General features: G+C 71.7%; 17 protein-coding genes and 1 tRNA gene. 9 read left to right on the top strand and 9 right to left on the bottom strand.

Annotation, left to right across the window (positions count from 1 at the left end; all coding sequences use genetic code 11):
* Positions 1–33: 33 nt before the first annotated feature.
* On the bottom strand, positions 34–594 hold the full coding sequence (locus JQT67_RS10215) for a DUF3043 domain-containing protein (RefSeq protein ID WP_208064572.1): 561 nt from the start codon (positions 592–594) through the stop codon (positions 34–36).
* Positions 595–677: 83 nt separating this feature from the next.
* Between JQT67_RS10215 and JQT67_RS10220 the strand changes: the two genes are divergently transcribed.
* The 5 genes from JQT67_RS10220 (at position 678) to JQT67_RS10240 (ending at position 5,689) form a co-directional block, all read left to right on the top strand.
* Entirely contained in the window at positions 678–2,087 is a 1,410-nt protein-coding gene (locus tag JQT67_RS10220; RefSeq protein ID WP_208064573.1) for a dipeptidase, read from the top strand.
* A gap of 45 nt (positions 2,088–2,132) precedes the next feature.
* A complete protein-coding gene (locus tag JQT67_RS10225; protein WP_208064574.1) occupies positions 2,133–2,474 on the top strand; it encodes an iron-sulfur cluster assembly accessory protein in 342 nt (113 codons plus the stop codon).
* Between the two features lie 251 nt (positions 2,475–2,725).
* The gene (gene coxB, locus JQT67_RS10230) at positions 2,726–3,532 is read left to right on the top strand and encodes a cytochrome c oxidase subunit II (protein ID WP_208064575.1); all 807 of its coding nucleotides are present in this window, start codon (positions 2,726–2,728) and stop codon (positions 3,530–3,532) included.
* Positions 3,532–5,265, top strand: coding sequence for a cytochrome c oxidase subunit I (ctaD, locus tag JQT67_RS10235; RefSeq protein ID WP_208064576.1), 1,734 nt, complete (start codon positions 3,532–3,534; stop codon positions 5,263–5,265). Before coxB ends, ctaD begins: the two co-directional genes overlap by 1 nt.
* Before the next feature lies 1 nt (position 5,266).
* On the top strand, positions 5,267–5,689 hold the full coding sequence (locus tag JQT67_RS10240) for a cytochrome c oxidase subunit 4 (protein WP_208064577.1): 423 nt from the start codon (positions 5,267–5,269) through the stop codon (positions 5,687–5,689).
* Between the two features lie 56 nt (positions 5,690–5,745).
* On the opposite strand, the gene JQT67_RS10245 is transcribed toward JQT67_RS10240, so the two are convergent.
* From JQT67_RS10245 to pepN, 4 genes are read right to left on the bottom strand one after another with little or no spacing between them, the layout of a single operon-like run.
* The gene (locus tag JQT67_RS10245) at positions 5,746–7,374 is read right to left on the bottom strand and encodes an FAD-binding dehydrogenase (protein ID WP_208064578.1); all 1,629 of its coding nucleotides are present in this window, start codon (positions 7,372–7,374) and stop codon (positions 5,746–5,748) included.
* 23 nt (positions 7,375–7,397) lie between these two features.
* Positions 7,398–7,787 carry a globin gene (locus JQT67_RS10250; protein WP_307864300.1) on the bottom strand — a complete coding sequence of 130 codons (390 nt, stop codon included), beginning with the start codon at positions 7,785–7,787 and terminating at the stop codon, positions 7,398–7,400.
* Positions 7,784–8,713, bottom strand: a complete 930-nt coding sequence (locus tag JQT67_RS10255; protein WP_208064579.1) for a mechanosensitive ion channel family protein — start codon at positions 8,711–8,713, stop codon at positions 7,784–7,786. The genes JQT67_RS10250 and JQT67_RS10255 overlap by 4 nt, the downstream gene beginning before the upstream one ends.
* Before the next feature lie 11 nt (positions 8,714–8,724).
* Positions 8,725–11,265 (bottom strand): aminopeptidase N, encoded by a 2,541-nt coding sequence (pepN, locus tag JQT67_RS10260; RefSeq protein WP_208064580.1) that lies wholly within the window; start codon positions 11,263–11,265, stop codon positions 8,725–8,727.
* A gap of 117 nt (positions 11,266–11,382) precedes the next feature.
* Here pepN and JQT67_RS10265 point away from each other — a divergent pair, with 117 nt between their 5' ends.
* From JQT67_RS10265 to JQT67_RS10275, 3 genes are read left to right on the top strand one after another with little or no spacing between them, the layout of a single operon-like run.
* A complete protein-coding gene (locus tag JQT67_RS10265; protein ID WP_021011665.1) occupies positions 11,383–12,030 on the top strand; it encodes a DsbA family protein in 648 nt (215 codons plus the stop codon).
* Positions 12,030–12,515, top strand: a complete 486-nt coding sequence (locus tag JQT67_RS10270; RefSeq protein WP_208064581.1) for a ribose-5-phosphate isomerase — start codon at positions 12,030–12,032, stop codon at positions 12,513–12,515. The genes JQT67_RS10265 and JQT67_RS10270 overlap by 1 nt, the downstream gene beginning before the upstream one ends.
* Positions 12,515–13,489 carry an Fpg/Nei family DNA glycosylase gene (locus tag JQT67_RS10275; protein WP_208064582.1) on the top strand — a complete coding sequence of 325 codons (975 nt, stop codon included), beginning with the start codon at positions 12,515–12,517 and terminating at the stop codon, positions 13,487–13,489. Before JQT67_RS10270 ends, JQT67_RS10275 begins: the two co-directional genes overlap by 1 nt.
* A gap of 25 nt (positions 13,490–13,514) precedes the next feature.
* On the opposite strand, the gene JQT67_RS10280 is transcribed toward JQT67_RS10275, so the two are convergent.
* The 3 genes from JQT67_RS10280 to JQT67_RS10290 all read right to left on the bottom strand — a co-directional run bounded on the left by JQT67_RS10280 (position 13,515) and on the right by JQT67_RS10290 (position 16,035).
* Entirely contained in the window at positions 13,515–14,171 is a 657-nt protein-coding gene (locus tag JQT67_RS10280; RefSeq protein ID WP_208064583.1) for a hypothetical protein, read from the bottom strand.
* Positions 14,172–14,251: 80 nt separating this feature from the next.
* Entirely contained in the window at positions 14,252–15,805 is a 1,554-nt protein-coding gene (locus JQT67_RS10285) for an HNH endonuclease signature motif containing protein (protein ID WP_208064584.1), read from the bottom strand.
* 159 nt (positions 15,806–15,964) lie between these two features.
* Positions 15,965–16,035, bottom strand: a tRNA-Gly gene (locus tag JQT67_RS10290).
* 105 nt (positions 16,036–16,140) lie between these two features.
* On the opposite strand from JQT67_RS10290, the gene JQT67_RS10295 reads away from it, so the two are divergent.
* On the top strand, positions 16,141–17,553 hold the full coding sequence (locus tag JQT67_RS10295; protein WP_208064585.1) for a GH1 family beta-glucosidase: 1,413 nt from the start codon (positions 16,141–16,143) through the stop codon (positions 17,551–17,553).
* Here JQT67_RS10295 and JQT67_RS10300 read toward each other — a convergent pair.
* Positions 17,550–18,041, bottom strand: a complete 492-nt coding sequence (locus JQT67_RS10300) for a hypothetical protein (RefSeq protein ID WP_021011671.1) — start codon at positions 18,039–18,041, stop codon at positions 17,550–17,552. The genes JQT67_RS10295 and JQT67_RS10300 overlap by 4 nt on opposite strands.
* Between the last annotated feature and the right edge of the window lie 10 nt (positions 18,042–18,051).

Here is an 18,051-nt window from a genome sequence, read left to right on the forward strand (position 1 = left end):
CGACCCAGCCGGCCGAGCGAGCCGCTCCGGCGGCTACTCCGGGTACTTGAAGAGCTTCGTCTTCGGCTTCGGCATGCGCATGAACGGCAGCTGCACCGACCGCATGGTCGCGTACCAGCCGTGCCCCTTCGCATCCTTCTCGCCGAACTTGCCGCGGATCGCGCGCCGCAGCTGCCACGCCATGAAGACGGAGTCGAGCACGACGATGATGACGAAGCCCCACAGCACGAGGTTCGCGATGAGGCGCCACTGCGGGTCGTTGAGGAACGTCATGACGAGCACGACGATCATCATCGGCATCGCGAGCGTGCCGATCGACAGGCGCGCGTCGACGAAGTCGCGCACGTAGCGGCGCACCGGGCCCTTGTCGCGCGCCGGCAGGTACTTCTCGTCGCCCGCCTCGAAGCCGCGGCGCGCCTTCTCGCGCTCCGCGCGCATCTTGTCCTGCATCTGGCGGCGGGCTTCCTTGCGGTCCTCCGGCACGAGCGGCCGGCGGTTGCGGGCGACCTGCTCCGACTGCTTGGGCGTGCGACGGCCCGAGGGCTCGGGAGCGGCGACGGCCTTGTCGTCGGCGGAACGGCGGAACAGGGCCACGGGGAGGTCCTTCTCGTTGTGTGCCAGGGGAGCCCCCATCCTACCGCCGCGCGCGTGCCGTGCCCGCGCCTAGGATCGAGCGCATGACTCTCGCCTCCGCTGACTCCAGCGCGCTCTCCGAGCGCGACCAGGCCATCCTCGCCGCCGTCGACGCCGGGTTCGCCCGCGCGGTCGAGGATCTCAAGGCGCTCGTGCGCATCCCCTCCGTCTCGTGGGACGCGTACGACCCCGCGCACGTGCGGGAGAGCGCCGAGGCGGTCGCCGCGCTCGCCGAGGGCACCGGCGTGTTCGAGCGCGTCTCGATCGAGCGCGCGCCGATCGGCGACACCGACCAGCTCGGCCAGCCCGCCGTGCTCGCGACGCGCGCGGCGCGGAACGGCAAGCCCTCGATCCTGCTCTACGCCCACCACGACGTGCAGCCGTGGGGCGACGAGGCGCTATGGCGCACGCCGCCGTTCGAGCCCACCGAGATCGACGGCCGGCTCCACGGCCGCGGCGCCTCCGACGACAAGGCCGGCGTCATCACCCACATCGCCGCCGTGCGCGCGCTCGCCGAGGTGCTCGACCCCGAGGTCGGCCTCGCGCTGTTCATCGAGGGGGAGGAGGAGCACGGCTCCCGCTCCTTCCAGCGCTTCCTCGAGCTGCACGCCGATGCGCTGCGCGCCGACGTCATCGTCGTCGCCGACAGCGACAACTGGTCGATCGAGACGCCTTCGCTCACCGTCGCGCTGCGCGGCAACGTCGCGCTCAACGTGCGCATCACGACGCTCGGCCACGCGAGCCACTCCGGCATGTACGGCGGGGCGGTGCCGGATGCGATGCTCGCGTTCGCGAAGCTCGCCGCGACCATCTGGGACGGCGAGGGCTCGGTCGCGATCGCGGGGCTCACCGAGGCCGACCTCGACGTGCCCGAGCAGTCCGAGCAGCACCTGCGCGACGAGGCGGCGGTGCTCGAGGGCGTCGAGCTCATCGGCACGGGGCCGCTCCTGCGCCGCCTGTGGGCGAAGCCCGCCGCGACGATCACGGGCGTCGACGCGCCGAGCGTGCCCGACGCATCCAACACGATCCTCCCGACGATGCGCTTCCGCCTCTCGACCCGCATCGCGCCGGGCCAGTCGGCCGCCGACGCGTTCGCCGCGATCGAGCGCCACCTGCGCGCGCACGTGCCCTTCGGCGCGCACCTCGAGATCACCGACGTCGACCTCGGCGACCCCTTCCTCGTCGACGCGTCGGGCTGGGGCGCCGAGGCGGCGAAGCGGGCGATGGCGGATGCGTGGGGTGCCGAGCCCGTCGAGGCCGGCATCGGCGGGTCCATCCCGTTCATCGCCGACCTCGTCGCGCAGTTCCCGGGCGCCCAGATCCTCGTGACGGGCGTCGAGGACCCCGGCACGATGGCGCACAGCCCCAACGAGTCGCAGCACCTCGGGGTGCTCAAGCGCGCGATCGGCGCGGAGGCGCTGCTGCTCGCGCGCGCGGGCGACCGACAGGCGTAGACTGGGGGACGCCGGCTCGCCCGGCCGAACGAAGGGAGCGAACCCATGACGGATGTCGCGACGCACGGCGTCACGCTCACCGACACGGCCGCCGACAAGGTGCGCCGCCTGCTCGACCAGGAGGGCCGCGACGACCTGCGGCTGCGCGTCGCCGTGCAGCCGGGCGGCTGCTCCGGCCTCATCTACCAGCTCTACTTCGACGAGCGGATGCTCGACGGCGACGTCGTGCGCGACTTCGACGGCGTCGAGGTCATCGTCGACCGCATGAGCGTGCCCTACCTCGACGGCTCGACGATCGACTTCGAGGACACGATCCAGAAGCAGGGCTTCACGATGGACAACCCCAACGCGCAGGGTTCCTGCGCGTGCGGAGACTCGTTCCACTGACGTACGCAAGGCACCACGCCGGAGCGCCGCGGATCCACTCGGAACCGCGGCGCTCCGCCGTTGCACGGCCGGTTCGGTGGAGCGTCGCCGGGGCCTGAGCGCCGTCTGTGGGTACTAGGATCGAGGGAGACTGCTCAAGGACTCGGAGGAAGACATTGCGCAATCGTCGATCTCGCTGGATCGCCGCCCCGGTCGCGGTGGTCGTCGCTCTTGCGCTCGCGGGATGCACCCAGGCACAGCTCCAGGGGTACATGCCGTCCGAGCCCGGGCTGACGAACCACGTCGACCGCATCATGGGGCTCTGGACGACCTCGTGGATCGTCCTGATGGGCGTCGGCATCATCACGTGGGGCCTCATGATCTGGGCCGCGATCGCCTACCGCCGCCGCCGGGGCCAGACGGGCCTGCCGGTGCAGCTGCGGTACCACATGCCGATCGAGATCTTCTTCACGATCGTGCCGGTCGTGCTCGTCGCGGGCTTCTTCGCGTTCACCGCGCGTGACCAGGCGATCATCGAGGAGCCGATCGAGGACCCCGACTACTCGCTCACCGTCTACGGCAAGCGCTGGTCGTGGGACTTCGTCTACGAGCGCGAGGGCCAGGACCCGGTCTACTACCAGGGCATCCAGGTGCAGAACGACCCCGAGACGGGGCAGATGCAGGCCGACTCGCTGCCGACGCTGTACCTCCCGACGAACTCGTCGATCGAGATCACGCTCGAGGCGCGCGACGTCGCGCACTCCTTCTGGGTGGTGGAGTTCCTCTACAAGAAGGACATGCTGCCCGGCGTCACCAACCACATGTACTTCGAGACCGGCGACCAGGAGGGCGTGCTGCGCGGCAAGTGCGCCGAGCTCTGCGGCGAGTACCACGCGTACATGCTCTTCAACGTCGAGCTCGTCAGCCCGGAGGAGTACGACGCCTACCTCGAGAGCCTTGAGCAGCAGGGCTTCGTGGGCGAGATCGGCGAGTCGATCAACCCCTTCTCGGGCGACGAGAACGTCGACCCGGCCCGTGACGAGGACGTCGACACCACGAACGAAGGCGAGGACCGCTGATGACTGCCACGGTGACGCCCGGTACGCAGACGCGACCGGCGTTGAGCCCGGGGGCTGAGCGCAAGGGCAACGTGCTGGTCAAGTGGATCACCACCACCGACCACAAGACGATCGGGTACCTCTACCTGATCACCTCGTTCCTCTTCTTCCTCATCGCCGGCGTCATGGCGCTGCTGATCCGCGCCCAGCTGTTCGCGCCTGGCCTCGAGGTCGTGCCGACGGAGGAGCAGTACAACCAGCTCTTCACGATGCACGGCACGATCATGCTGCTGATGTTCGCGACGCCGCTCTTCGCGGGCTTCGCGAACGTCATGATGCCGCTGCAGATCGGCGCCCCCGACGTCGCGTTCCCGCGGCTCAACGCGCTCGCCTACTGGATGTTCTCGTTCGGCTCGCTCATCGCGGTCGCGGGCTTCCTCACGCCGCAGGGCGCCGCGTCGTTCGGCTGGTTCGCCTACACGCCGCTCTCGACGACGGCGTTCTCGCCCGGCATCGGCGGGCACCTCTGGGTGCTCGGCCTCGGCCTCTCGGGCTTCGGCACGATCATGGGTGGCGTCAACTTCATCACGACGATCATCACGATGCGCGCTCCGGGCATGACGATGTTCCGGATGTCGATCTTCACCTGGAACGTGCTCATCACGTCGATCCTCGTGATCGTCGTCTTCCCGGTGCTCGCGGCCGCGATGTTCGGCCTTGCGATGGACCGCATCCTCGGCGGCCACATCTACGATCCGGCGAACGGCGGAGCTGTGCTCTGGCAGCACCTCTTCTGGTTCTTCGGGCACCCGGAGGTGTACATCATCGCGCTGCCGTTCTTCGGCATCATCTCCGAGATCACCCCGGTGTTCTCGCGGAAGCCGATCTTCGGCTACAACACGCTCGTCGGCGCGACGATCGCGATCGCGGCGCTCTCGGTCACGGTGTGGGCGCACCACATGTACGTCACCGGCACGGTGCTGCTGCCGTGGTTCGCACTCATGACGATGCTCATCGCGGTACCCACGGGCGTCAAGATCTTCAACTGGATCGGCACGATGTGGCGAGGCTCCATCACGTGGGAGTCGCCGATGATCTGGACGCTCGGGTTCCTCGTGACGTTCACGTTCGGCGGCCTCACGGGCGTCATCCTCGCCTCGCCGCCGCTCGACTTCCACATCTCCGACACGTACTTCGTGGTCGCGCACTTCCACTACGTCGTGTTCGGCACCGTCGTGTTCGCGATGTTCGCGGGCTTCTACTTCTGGTGGCCGAAGTGGACCGGCAAGATGCTCAACGACCGGCTGGGCCACGTGCACTTCTGGATGCTGTTCATCGGCTTCCACATGACCTTCCTCATCCAGCACTGGCTGGGCGTGATGGGCATGCCGCGCCGGTACTACACGTACCTCGTGGAGGACGGCTTCACGTGGATGAACCAGGTCTCGACGATCGGCTCGATGATCCTCGGCCTGTCGATGATCCCGTTCCTCTGGAACGTCTGGATCACGGCGCGCACCGCGCCGCGCGTGACGGTCGACGACCCGTGGGGCACCGGCCGCTCGCTCGAGTGGGCGACGAGCTGCCCGCCGCCGCGCCACAACTTCCACTCGATCCCGCGCATCCGCTCGGAGTCGCCGGCGTTCGACCTGCACCACCCGAACGCGGGCATGCAGTACGGCGTGGGAGTGGGCGCGCTCAAGGACGCCCCGCAGCGCCCGGTCGTGGATCTGTCTGACGAGGAGGTGCGCTGACATGCGCGTCAACATCATCCTGATGGCGATCCTGACCGCCTTCTTCCTCCTCTGCTCGGCGGCGTACACGATCTGGCACATGCTCGCGTACGACGGCCGGGTCGAGTGGGCCGGCACCCTGGGCCTCGCGCTCACGGGCCTCATGTCGGGCCTCATCGGGTTCTACCTCGTGCTCGTGCGCCGCGGGCAGGGCGGGGCAGAGCACCCGTCCGACCGCCTCGACGCCGAGATCGACGACGCCGACCCGGAGGAGGGGCACTACTCCCCGTGGAGCTGGTGGCCGATCGGCGTGGGCTTCGCCCTCGCGCTCGTGTTCCTCTCCCCGACGGGGCCGACGTTCCTCATCCCGATCGCGGCCGTGCTGCTCATCATCATGCTCGTCGGCTGGGTCTACGAGCACTACCGCGGCAACTTCACGCACTGACCGCTCGCAGCGCAAGCGCCCCGTCCCCCGCGGACGGGGCGCTTCGCCGTCCCGGCTCAGGCGGCGCGACCCGCACGCCGCCCGGTGTGCAGGCAGCCGCCGAGGAACGTGCCCTCGAGCGCGCGGTAGCCGTGCACGCCGCCGCCGCCGAAGCCCGCCGCCTCGCCGACCGCGAAGAGCCCGGGGATCGGCTCGCCGTCGGCGCCGAGCGCGCGCGAGTCGAGGTCGGTCTGGATGCCGCCGAGCGTCTTCCGCGTGAGCGTGTGCAGGCGGACGGCGATGAGCGGCCAGTGGCGCTCGTCGAGGATGCGGTGGGGCGCGGCGGTGCGCACGAGCCGGTCGCCGACGTACTCGCGCGCGCGGCGGATCTCGACCGCTTGCGGGTCGTCCGAGGCGGGGTCGGCCACGGCCGCGTCGCGCTCGCGGATCGCTGCGACGACCGCCGCGCGGTCGAGGCCGGGGCCGAGCCGCTCCATGCCGTCGAGCAGCTCGGTGAGGCTGCCGGCGACGACGAAGTCCTCGCCGTGGTCGAGGAACGCCTGCACGGGCGCGGGCGCGCCGGGCAGCACACGCTGGGCGAGCCTGCGGATGCTCCTGCCGGTGAGGTCGGGGTTCTGCTCCGAGCCCGAGAGCGTGAACTCCTTCTCGACGATCGACTGCGTGAGCACGAACCACGAGTGCTCGGCGCCGACCGAGCGCAGGTGCTCGAGCGTCGAGAGCGTGTCGAAGCCCGGGTAGTTGGGGGAGGGCAAGCGGCGGCCGCGGTGGTCGAGCCACAGGCTCGAGGGACCTGGCAGGATCCGGATGCCGTGCTGCGGCCAGACCGGATCCCAGTTGCGGATGCCCTCGGTGTAGTGCCACATGCGGTCGCCGTTCACGAGCCGGGCACCGGCATCCGCCGCGATCGCGAGCCCGGAGCCGTCGACGTGCACCGGCACGCCCCGCACCGCTGTCTCGGGCGCGGCGCCGAGCCGCGCGGGCCACAGCTCGCGCACGCGCTCGAGCTCGCCGCCGATGCCGCCGGTCGCCACGACTACCGACTCGGCGCGCAGCTCGAAGCCGCCGACCGCCTCGCGGCTCGAGGGCTCACCGCGCACGGTGACGTCGGGCGCGAGCCGGGAGCCGGCGACGCCGACGACGCGACCGTCCTCGACGAGCAGCCGCTCGGCGCGGTGCCGGAACGAGAGCTGCGCGCGACCGTCGGCGACCGCGTCGCGCAGCCGCCGCGTGAACGGCGCGACGAGCCCGGGGCCCGTGCCCCACACGATGTGGAAGCGAGGCACCGTGTTGCCGTGGCCGCCGGGCGTCCGCGCGCCGCGCTCGGCATGCCCGACGATGGGGAAGAGCCCGACGCCGAGCGCGCGCAGCCACGGCCGCAGCTCGCGGTGGGCGAAGTCGAGGTAGGCGTCCGCCCACTGCCGGGCCCACGCATCCTCGTCCCGGTCGAAGCCTGCCGACGCAGCCCAGTCGGCGCGCGCGAGCTCGAGGGAGTCGGCGATGCCGAGCCGGCGCTGCTCGGGGGAGTCGACGAGCAGCAGCCCGCCGAACGACCAGTAGGCCTGGCCACCGATCGCGTGCGGGCCCTCCTGGTCGATGATGCGCACGCGGCGGCCGCGCTCGAGCGCCTCGCTCGCGGTCACGAGACCGGCGAGGCCGGCGCCGATCACCAGGACGTCGTCGGCCATGGTGCTCCTCCTCGAGGGCTGGGTCAGCGGATGAGCGGGTTGCGGTTGAGCATGGCGGTCGCGGCCCGCTCGAAGTAGTCCTCGACCTCGGCGCGCAGCAGCGGCGCCGGGTCGAGCGCGTCGAGCGCGCCACGCATGCACGCGATCCACCGGTCGCGCGCATCCGGGTCGATCGCGTAGGCGGCGTGGCGCATCCGCAGGCGCGGGTGGCCGCGCTGCTCGCCGTAGGTCGTCGGTCCGCCCCAGTACTGCTCGAGGAACATGCGCAGCCGGTCCTCGGCGCCGGCGCGGTCGTCGGCCGGGTACATCGGGCGCAACACCTCGTCGGCCCACACGCGCTCGTAGAACTCGTGCACGAGCGCACGGAAGAACGCCTCCCCGCCGATGGCCTCGTGCATGCTCTGGTTCGTCACCTCGACTGCTCCATCCCCTTGACGACGATGCTCTGCATCGACGGCAGGTGCAGGCCGAGGTCGTCGAGGCCGAGCTTGACGCGGCGCCGCAGCTCGCGGCCCGCCTCGTACTTCGCGCTCGCCTTCGTGCGCACGACGAGCCGGATGACGATCGCCTCCGACGAGACCGACTCGACGCCCCACACCTCGGGCTTGTCGATGATGCGGTGGAGCCACGCCGGGTCCTCGCTCATGCGCGTGGCGATCTCGAGCAGCCGCTCCTGCACGCGGTCGATGTCGACGTCGTACGGCACGGCCTGGTCGATGATGACGCGCGCCCAGCCCTGCGACTCGTTGCCGACCCTGACGATCTCGCCGTTCCGCACGTACCAGAGCGTGCCGTGCACGTCGCGCACCTGGGTCACGCGGATGCCGACCGACTCGACGACGCCGGACGCCTCGCCGAGGTCGACGACGTCGCCGATGCCGAGCTGGTCCTCGAAGACCATGAACAGGCCGTTGAGGAAGTCCTTGATGACGCCCTGCGCGCCGACGCCGGCCGCCGCCCCGAGGAAGCCCGCCATCGCGACGAGCGAGGCGGCGTTCACGCCGAGGATGGACAGGATGAGGATGAGCGCGAGCGCGCCGATGACCCACGCCGCGAGCGTGTTGAGCACGCTGCCGATCGCGCGGGTGCGCTGCACGACCCGCACTTGCGCGAGCGGCGAGTTCGACAGCGCCTCGGTGTCGGCGGCGTCGGCCCGGCGCTTGACGCCCGAGACGACGCCGTGCACGACCCGGCCGATCGCCGCCTTGACGATCCAGTAGGCGACGAACGCGCCGAGGATCGCGAGCAGCACGCCGACCGGCTGGCCCCAGCTCTCCCACCACTCGGCGACGGCGGCCCAGCCGGTCGCCGACGCCTCATCCGTCGCCGCAGTCCGCATCCCGTCTCCGATCAGGCGTCGCGCTCCTGCGCCTCGAGCGCGCGCTCGACGCCGGCGAGGTGCTCGACGACGATGCGGCGCAGCGCGGGCGCGGCCGACTCGTTGCGCTCGAGCCACTCGCGCGTCGTGCGCGCGAGCCGCTCGTCGGCGACGACGGCGGGGTAGAGGCCGACGAGCAGCCCCTCCGCGACCTGGTAGGTGCGCGTGTCCCAGATGCCGTGGATCGCCTCGTGGTACCGATCGACGATCGCGTCGAGGCTGGATGCGTCGTTGACGTGCACGAGGCCGAGCCCCGTGTAGCGCACGATCATGTTCGAGGCACCCGCCTGGTCGACGACCGACGCGAACGCCGCTTCCTTCGCCTCCGGCGTGGGGATCGTCGCCCGCGCGCGAGCGGCGAACTGCCGGCCGGTCGCGGTGTCGTCGCTCGCGAGCTCCGCCGCGATCTCCGCCTCGCCCGCGGCACCGTTGAGCACGAGGCCGTCGAGCAGCTGCCAGCGCAGGTCGGCGTCGACCTCGAGGCCCTCGAGCGAGCGCGAGCCGTCGAGCAGGCCGCGGAGGGCCTCGACGTGCTGCTCGGTCGAGGCGAGTCCCGCGAAGGCGCCCACGAACTGGAACTGCGCGTCGGAGCCGGGCTCCGCATCCACGACGAGCGACCACAGCGCGTCGCCGATGCGCTCGATCGTCGCGGCGCGGCGCGAGGGGTGCACGTAGGTGCGCGCCGCCTGGGCGAGCTGCGCGAGCGCGAGCCGGATGGTCGTCGACTCGGTCTCGGCGCCGATGTTCGCGAGCACGAGGTCGACGTAGTCGCTCGCGGGGGTCTCGCCGTCGCGCGTCGCATCCCACGCGGCGCCCCACACGAGGGCGCGAGCGAGCGGGTCGTCGATGTCGCGCAGGCTCGCGAGCGCCGTCGCCATCGACTGCTCGTCGAGGCGGATCTTCGCGTACGCGAGGTCGTCGTCGTTGAGCAGGATGAGCGCGGGGCGCAGGTGGCCGACGAGCTGCGGCACGTTCGTCACCGCGCCCGCGACGTCGAGCTCGATGCGCTCGCGGCGCACGAGCTTGCCCTTGACCTCGTCGTAGAAGCCGATCGCGAGGCGGTGCGGGCGCAGCGTCGGCCACTCGGCCGGCGCGGTCTGCTCGATCGTGAACGCGGTGATGATGCCGTCCTGCGTCGTCTCGATCGTCGGGCGCAGCGTGTTGACGCCGGCCGTCTCGAGCCACAGCTCGCTCCACTCGCCGAGGTCGCGGCCGCTCGCCGCCTCGAGCTCGGCGAGCAGGTCGGCGAGCTCGGTGTTGCCCCACGCGTGCTTGCGGAAGTAGGCGCCGACGCCCTCCATGAACGACTCGAGGCCCACCCACGCGACGAGCTGCTTGAGCACCGAGCCGCCCTTGGCGTACGTGATGCCGTCGAAGTTGACCTGCACGTCCTCGAGGTCGCGGATCTCGGCGACGATGGGGTGCGTCGAGGGCAGCTGGTCCTGGCGGTACGCCCAGGTCTTCTCCATCGCCTGGAACGTCGTCCACGCGCCCGTCCACTCCGTCGCCTCGGCGGTCGCGAGCGTCGAGGCCCACTCGGCGAACGACTCGTTGAGCCACAGGTCGTTCCACCAGCGCATCGTCACGAGGTCGCCGAACCACATGTGGGCGAGCTCGTGCAGCACCGTCACGACGCGCCGCTCGCGGATGGCGTCGGTCACCTGCGCGCGGAACACGTACGACTCGGTGAACGTCACGCATCCGGCGTTCTCCATCGCGCCCGCGTTGAACTCCGGCACGAAGAGCTGGTCGTACTTCTCGAACGGGTAGGCGACCCCGAACTGCTCCTCGAAGAAGGCGAAGCCCTTGCGGGTCGTGTCGAAGATGTAGTCGGCGTCCATGTGCTCGGCGAGCGAGGCGCGGCAGAAGCTGCCGAGCGGGATCGTGCGGCCGTCGCTCGAGGTCAGCTCGGAGCGGGTGACGGTGTACGGGCCCGCGACGAGGGCGGTGATGTAGCTCGAGATGCGCGGGGTGGGCTCGAAGCTCCACGTGCCGGTGTCGCCCTCGACGACCGGCTCGGGCGTCGGCTGGTTCGAGACGACCTGCCAGCGCGCGGGCGCGACGACCGTGAAGCGGAACGTCGCCTTGAGGTCGGGCTGCTCGAAGACGGCGAAGACACGGCGGGAGTCGGGCACCTCGAACTGCGAGTAGAGGTAGACCTCGCCGTCGACGGGGTCGACGAAGCGGTGGAGGCCCTCGCCCGTGTTGACGTAGAGCGCGTCGGAGACGATCGTGAGCGCGTTGTCGTCGCGGAGGTCGTCGAGCTGGATGCGCACGCCGTCGTTCACGAGGGCGGGGTCGAGCTCGGTGCCGTTGAGCACGACCGAGTGCACCTCGCGGGAGATGTGGTCGATGAAGGTCGACGCACCCTCGCGGGCGCGGAAGCGCACGGTCGTCGTCGAGCGGAAGACCTCGTCGCCGGTGGTGAGGTCGAGATGGATCTCGTAGCTGTCGACCTCGACGAGCGCAGCGCGCTCCTGGGCCTCGGCGCGGGTGAGGTTCTCTCCGGGCACGCTGGCACTCCCTTGTCTCTCAGGTGCTGGTGGGCAGTGCCCTCCAGCGTAGTCGCGCGCGCCCGGGCGCCCGGTGCTCGCCCGGGCCCGCAGCGCCCGCCCGGATAGCATCGAGGCATGAGCACCGACGTGACGATCGAGCAGCCGAGCAGCGTCCGCATGTGGTTCGACCCCACGTGCCCGTGGGCGTGGATGACGAGCCGTTGGCTCGGCGAGGTCGCCGACGCGCGCGGCTTCGACGTCGACTGGCAGGTCATGAGCCTCGCCGTGCTCAACGAGGGCCGCGACCTGCCCGAGGAGTACGCCGCGCGCATGCCGCGCTCGATGCGGCTCACGCGGCTCGCGACCGCGGCGCGCGCCGCCGGCGGCGACGCGGCCGTCAAGGCGCTCTACGACGCGCTCGGCGAGCGCATCCACCACGAGCGCCGGAAGGACGACGACGCGATCATCGCCGAGGCGCTCGAGGCCGCGGGTCTCGACGCGGCGCTCGCGGAGGAGACCGACGAGCACGACGAGGCGCTGCGCGCGAGCCACCAGGCGGCGATCGACCTCGTGGGCGACGACGTCGGCACGCCGGTCATCGCGGTCGACGACGTCGCGTTCTTCGGACCCGTCATCAGCCCCGCGCCCACCGGCGAGGCGGCGCTCAAGCTCTTCGACGGCATCGTCGCGGCGGCGTCGATCGACGGCTTCTTCGAGCTCAAGCGCTCGCGCACGCGCGGGCCCGTCTTCGCGACCGACGCGACCGATCAGCAGGAGGCGTGATGCGCATCCACATCGCCACCGACCACGCCGGCTTCGAGATGTCGAAGCGGCTCGTCCAGCACCTGACCGAGCGCGGCCACGAGTGCGTCGACCACGGACCGACCGAGTACGACGCCGAGGACGACTACCCGGCGTTCTGCATCAACGCTGCCCGCGCGGTCGTGCGCGACCAGCGCGCGGGCGTCGAGGCGCTCGGCGTCGTCTTCGGCGGCTCGGGCAACGGGGAGCAGATGGCGGCCAACAAGGTCGAGGGCGTGCGCGCCGCGCTCGCGTGGAGCCTCCGCACGGCCGAGCTCGCGCGCGAGCACAACGACGCGAACGTCGTCGCCGTCGGCGCCCGCCAGCACGAGGAGGCCGAGATGCTCGAGATCATCGACGCCTTCATCGCGACGCCCTTCAGCGGTGCCGAGCGCCATGCGCGCCGCATCGCGCAGCTTGGGGAGTACGAGACGACGGGCGGCATCGCGGGCCACGAGATCCGCTGATGCCGGAGGGGCATTCCGTCCACCGCATCGCCCGCCAGTTCCGGGCGAACTTCGTCGGCCGCACGGCCGCGGTGTCGAGTCCGCAGGGCCGCTTCGCCATCGGCGCCGCTGAGCTCGACGGGCGCGAGATCACGACGTCGGATGCTATCGGCAAGCACCTGCTCGTCGGCTTCGACGGGCCGACGCTGCACGTGCACCTCGGCATCTACGGCGCGTGGGACTTCGCGGGCGAGATCTCGCTCGACCCGACGATCCTCGCCGCCGACGGCCGCATGGGCCAGACGGGGATGCGCGGGGCCGGCACCGAGGGGGAGTCGGAGGACTCGATCCACTCGATCGGCGCGCCACGACTGACGCGGCTGCGCGCGGGGGAGCACGAGACCGCGACCGCCGTGACCGCCTTCCCGCCCGACCCGATCGGACAGGTGCGGGTCCGCATCCTCACCGACACCGCCGTCGCCGACCTGCGCGGGCCCACCGTGTGCGAAGTGCTCGACGACCGCCAGGTCGAGGCGCTCGCGCAGCGGCTCGGACCCGACCCCGAGGCGCCGACGGAGTCGAAGCGCCGCGCGGAGGAGCGCTTCGTCGAGCGCGCCTCGAGGTCGAACCAGCCGATCGGGCAGCTGCTCATGGACCAGTCGGTCGTCGCCGGCATCGGGAACGTCTACCGCGCCGAGCTGCTCTTCCGCGCCGCGATCGACCCGCACCGGCCCGGCGCGAAGCTCACCGACGACGAGCTGCGCGGGCTCTGGCGCGACTGGGTCAAGCTCTTGCGAATCGGCGTCGAGACGGGCCAGATGCTCACGATCGACGGCCTGCGGGGCGCGCGTCGCGCGGCGGCGCTCGCGAACCGCGCCGACCGGCACTGGGTCTACAAGCGCGAGGGGCTGCCGTGCCGCCGGTGCGGCACCGCGATCGCGCTCGAGACGATGCAGGGGCGCAAGCTCTACTGGTGCCCAGGCTGCCAGCTGTGACGGCGGCGCCCGGCGGGCGGTCGCGTCAGCGCCAGCGGTAGAGCGTCGCGCCGTCGATGCCGGATGCCGACGGGCTCACGACCCACGAGCCGGTCGGGTCCTCCTCGCGCACGGCGACGATCACCTGGGCCGTCTCGCGATCGCCCGGCCGCATCTCCCACACGTAGCCGAGGTCGTCGGGGGCCGCGGCGGTCGACGCGGAGTTCTGGTCTGAGAACGGCCCGCCGTCGGGCTGGTAGGCGAACGTCATGTCGAACATCGGGTGCGTCGTGACGACGCCGACGTTCTCGATCTCGAGCTCGAGCACGACGAAGCGCTCGCCCGATCGGGGCGACGCGCCCGACTGGGCGGCGAGCGAGTCCGCAGGGTCGATCGAGCGCAGCGCGGTGATCTCCCACGTCGACCCGCGATCGGTGTGCACGACGACGGTGTCGCCGTAGGAGAACTCGCCCGGCGCGGTCGTCGGCACGGGCGGCTCGGTCGGTCCGTTGGTCGTCGGCGCCGGGTTGAGGTCGGTGAAGACGGGGGATGCGCTGGCCGGGATCGCGGGGTCCTCCGGCACCGAGGCGGGTGCGGCGATGCACGCCGCGAGGGCGAGCGCGACGGTCGCGGCCGCGACGAGCGCGGCGCCCGCGCGGGCGGAACCGCGTCGAGCGGGTCGGGTCACGAGCGTGGAGCGCACCCCGCAACGCTACCGGCCGCGGCTCGCGCGGGCGTCGCTGCCGCCTATGGATGTCGCGAGGCGGCCGACGCGAGAGGGGGTCAGCGTGCGGCGTCCGCGAGGTCGCAGGTGCAGTCCTTGAGGTGTGCCCATGGTGGGTCGCTCGCGGTGCACTTGGCGGGTTGGTCGCTCGTGAGGTCCCAGATGTCGACGCCGCGGTCGACGAAGGCGGGTCCGGCGGGCTCGGGTTCGTCGAGGTAGATCTTGCCGGTGGGGCTGGTCCATTCGAGGACGCCTTGGTCGAGCTGGCGGACGGTCCAGGCGGTGGCGTGCTTCATGAGGTGGTGGCGGCGGCAGAGGTGGGCGAGGTTTCGGATGCTGGTGGGGCCGCCGTCGGCGTGGGTGATGGTGTGGTCGGCGTCGGCTCTCGAGACGCGGTTGGTGCAGCCGGGCCAGCGGCAGCGGCCGTCGCGGCGCTGGAGCCAGCGGCGCATGGCCCGGTTGAGCTTGTAGGTGTCGACCGCGACCGGGACGCCGGTGACGGGGTGGAGGAACAGCCGCTCCCAGGTGATCGTCTCCGAGGCCAGGGCTCGCACGGTCGCCGCGTCGACGAGCGCCCCGCCCTCGAGCGCGCCCGAGAAGCGCAGCTGCGGCTCATCCTCGTCATCGCTCCGCTTGAGCAGCTCCGTCGCGGGGATGGTGATCGTCACGGTCGCTGAGATCGGGTTGATGCCGTGGAGGTCGTCCGGCGTCTGGCCGGTGAGGAGCGTCTCCATGAGGGCGTCGAAGCGGTACTGGTCGAAGGTGCGCGGGTCGTCCTTCGGCTTGGCCCGGGCGGCGTCGGTCGCCCGGTTGAAGGCGCCGTGGGTGGTCACCGAGGGGCCCGACAGCGACAGCGTCGAGATCCCGTCATCGTGGTCCTCGACCCAGGCGCGGCGCTGCTCGACCGCCCGGTCGTGGCGGCGCTGGAGCGGCTCGGTCATCGCCCGGTCCACGATCCGGCGGGCTCGGGAGCGCAGCTGCGAGGGGGTCACGCGCTCGGCGATCCCGACCAGCTCCGCCTCGACCCGAGCACGATCGGCCGGGTCAACGGCCGGGTCGGTGCGCAGCGCCTCCGTCGCCTGCTCGATCGCCCGCAGATGGGTGCCGGTGATGCGGCCGGCCTTGTGCGACGCGTGCGCGGCGGGGAGGTCGGTGACGGTCGTCCACGCGCCGACGAGCCTGCGCTCCATCGCGCGGTCGGAGAGGCGCAGCTCGGCCGCGAGGACCGAGGCGCTCTCCTTGACCGCCATGCCGCTGTCGCCGCCCGCGTCACGCAGTCGCTGCAACTCCGCTGCGAGCACTTCGCGCTCCTCCGCCTCGAGCCGCGCGCGGCGCTGCTCGATCGCCCGCATCCGGCCGGCGACCGCATCGAGAGCGCGCACGTGCTCCGAGCGGACATCGATCGTGCCCGGCAGCGGCGGCACCTCCATGCGGCCGGCGATGACCTCCTCGACCTCCGCGTCCGTCAGGCGCGCGAGCCGCTCCGCCCAGTCGCGGTCGTAGGCGGCGAGCTCCTCCTCGAGCTCATCGGCGGTGCGGCCGCGCGGGTCGATCGCGCCCGCACGGATCGACGCGATGTACTCCTCCGCATCGAGCCCCGACCACTCATCCATGCACGCATTCCACCACGCACCACTGACACGCGAGCGGGTCCAGAGCAGGGCTGTGGAGAACCGTTTCTGGCCGGTCAGGCGCTGAGCCCGACGCGCAGTGCGCGTTGCGCGCGCCCAGCGGTTCAGCGGGCGGGGGAGCGGCCCAGCCGCAGGAAGCGGAGCGGGCGACGGGAATCGAACCCGCGTAATCAGTTTGGAAGACTGAGGCTCTACCATTGAGCTACGCCCGCGCGCCCCGAGCGCGACGTGCGCGCAGGGACGCGACGAATCTACCGCATCCGCCCCCTTCGTCCGTGCGGCGTCAGTGCCCGCGCGGCCCGGCTACGCTCGACACCGTGCAGCGAAGCATCCCTGACGACTTCATCCTCGGCGCCGCGACGGCGGCCTTCCAGATCGAGGGCGCCGCCTTCGAGGACGGCCGCACCGCGAGCATCTGGGACGCGTTCGCGCGCGTGCCGGGCGCCGTCATCGACGGCCACAACGGCGACGTCGCGTGCGACCACTACCACCGCATGCCAGCCGACGTCGCGCTCATGCGCGACCTCGGGCTGCAGGTCTACCGCTTCTCGACGAGCTGGGCGCGCGTGCGGCCCGACGGCGGGGAGCCCAACGCCAAGGGCATCGACTTCTACTCGCGCCTCGTAGACGAGCTGCTCGCGGCCGACATCATGCCGTGGCTCACGCTCTACCACTGGGATCTGCCGCAGGCGCTCGAGGAGCAGGGCGGCTGGACGAGCCGCGACACCGCGCATCGCTTCGTCGAGTACGCGCTCACCGTGCACGACGCGCTCGGCGACCGCGTGCAGAACTGGACGACGCTCAACGAGCCGTGGTGCTCGTCGTTCCTCTCCTACACCGCGGGTGCGCACGCGCCCGGTCGGCAGAGCGTCGAGGCGGGTCTGCAGGCAGGCCACCACCTGCTGCTCGCGCACGGCATGGCGGTCGGCGCGCTGCGCGAGGCGGGCGCCGAGCGCGTCGGCATCACGCTCAACTTCCAGCCCGCCGAGCCGGTCGACCCGACGAGCGCATCCGATCTCGAGGCCGCCCGGCGCCTCAACGACCAGTACAACCGCTTCTTCGTGCACCCGATCATGACGGGCGAGTATCCCGAGTCGCTCGTGCGCGACGTCGGCCCGCTCGGCCTCGACGCCGTCGTGCAGGAGGGCGACCTCGAGATCATCGCCGCGCCGATCGACGTGCTGGGCGTGAACTACTACCACGACGACGCCGTCTCGTACGAGACGCCCGAGGTGCCGGTCGTGAACGACGCGCCGACCGACCGGCCCATCTCGAGCCCGTACCCGGCGGCCGAGGGCGTGCAGGCGCACCCGCGGGGCGTGCCCACCACGAACATGGGCTGGGAGGTCAACCCTTCCGGCCTCACGAAGCTCCTCCGCCACCTGCACGACGAGTACACGGGCGCGAAGGGCGTCGAGCTGTGGGTGACCGAGAACGGCGCCGCCTACGACGACGAGGTCGTGACGGATGCGTCCACGGGCGAGGCGCCCATCCACGACGCCGAGCGCACCGAGTTCCTTCGCTCGCACGTCGGCGCGGTGCTCGACGCGGTCGACGCGGGCGTGCCGGTCAAGGGCTTCATGTACTGGTCGCTCATGGACAACTACGAGTGGGCGTGGGGCTACCACAAGCGCTTCGGCATCGTGCGGGTCGACTACGAGACCCAGGAGCGCACCGTGAAGGACTCGGGGCGCGAGCTCTCGCGGATGATCCGCGAGCGGACGCTCTAGCCCGCGGCCTTGGGCTCGGCGCCGCGCGTGCGGAGCGCGCGGCGCTTCGCGAGCGCGCGAGCGGAGACCGCGGTCGCCGCACCCGTCAGGGTGCCGGGGGCGTAGAGGATGCCCCACGCCGGGTCCCCACCGCTGAAGACGACCACCGCGAGCGCGCCGCCGAGCGCGCCGAGGCCCCCGAATGCCACGAGGTGCACCCACTCCGCCGGCACGCGGCGCAGCGCGGTCGCCGCGGCCACCGCCACCGGGACGCCGTAGAGCGTCAGCGCGGGGAGGCCGATCATCGCGCCGTAGACGAGCGCGACGACGAGGCCCTCGGCGACGAGCAGGAGCCCGAAGACCAGGGAACCCGCGAGCACACCGCCGACGCCGACGATCCAGCCGAACGCGATGTCGCCGACGGTGAACTCGTTCGCGGCGGGGTCGCGCCAGCCGTACCGCGCGCGCATCGGCGACTCCGGTGCCGTGGGCGTCTCGGGCTCGGTCATGCGGCAAGCA

The sequence above is a fragment of the Agrococcus sp. TF02-05 genome, from assembly GCF_017565345.1.
Lineage (GTDB): Bacteria > Actinomycetota > Actinomycetes > Actinomycetales > Microbacteriaceae > Agrococcus > Agrococcus pavilionensis.

Bases quoted from the DNA above. Each gene is read 5' to 3' on its own strand.
- JQT67_RS10220 (WP_208064573.1), top strand. From the start codon at position 678: ATGACTCTCGCCTCCGCTGACTCCAGCGCGCTCTCCGAGCGCGACCAG.
- JQT67_RS10225 (WP_208064574.1), top strand. From the start codon at position 2,133: ATGACGGATGTCGCGACGCACGGCGTCACGCTCACCGACACGGCCGCC.
- coxB (WP_208064575.1), top strand. From the start codon at position 2,726: ATGCCGTCCGAGCCCGGGCTGACGAACCACGTCGACCGCATCATGGGG.
- ctaD (WP_208064576.1), top strand. From the start codon at position 3,532: ATGACTGCCACGGTGACGCCCGGTACGCAGACGCGACCGGCGTTGAGC.
- JQT67_RS10240 (WP_208064577.1), top strand. From the start codon at position 5,267: ATGCGCGTCAACATCATCCTGATGGCGATCCTGACCGCCTTCTTCCTC.
- JQT67_RS10245 (WP_208064578.1), bottom strand. From the start codon at position 7,374: ATGGCCGACGACGTCCTGGTGATCGGCGCCGGCCTCGCCGGTCTCGTG.
- JQT67_RS10255 (WP_208064579.1), bottom strand. From the start codon at position 8,713: ATGCGGACTGCGGCGACGGATGAGGCGTCGGCGACCGGCTGGGCCGCC.
- JQT67_RS10265 (WP_021011665.1), top strand. From the start codon at position 11,383: ATGAGCACCGACGTGACGATCGAGCAGCCGAGCAGCGTCCGCATGTGG.
- JQT67_RS10270 (WP_208064581.1), top strand. From the start codon at position 12,030: ATGCGCATCCACATCGCCACCGACCACGCCGGCTTCGAGATGTCGAAG.
- JQT67_RS10275 (WP_208064582.1), top strand. From the start codon at position 12,515: ATGCCGGAGGGGCATTCCGTCCACCGCATCGCCCGCCAGTTCCGGGCG.
- JQT67_RS10285 (WP_208064584.1), bottom strand. From the start codon at position 15,805: ATGGATGAGTGGTCGGGGCTCGATGCGGAGGAGTACATCGCGTCGATC.
- JQT67_RS10300 (WP_021011671.1), bottom strand. From the start codon at position 18,041: ATGACCGAGCCCGAGACGCCCACGGCACCGGAGTCGCCGATGCGCGCG.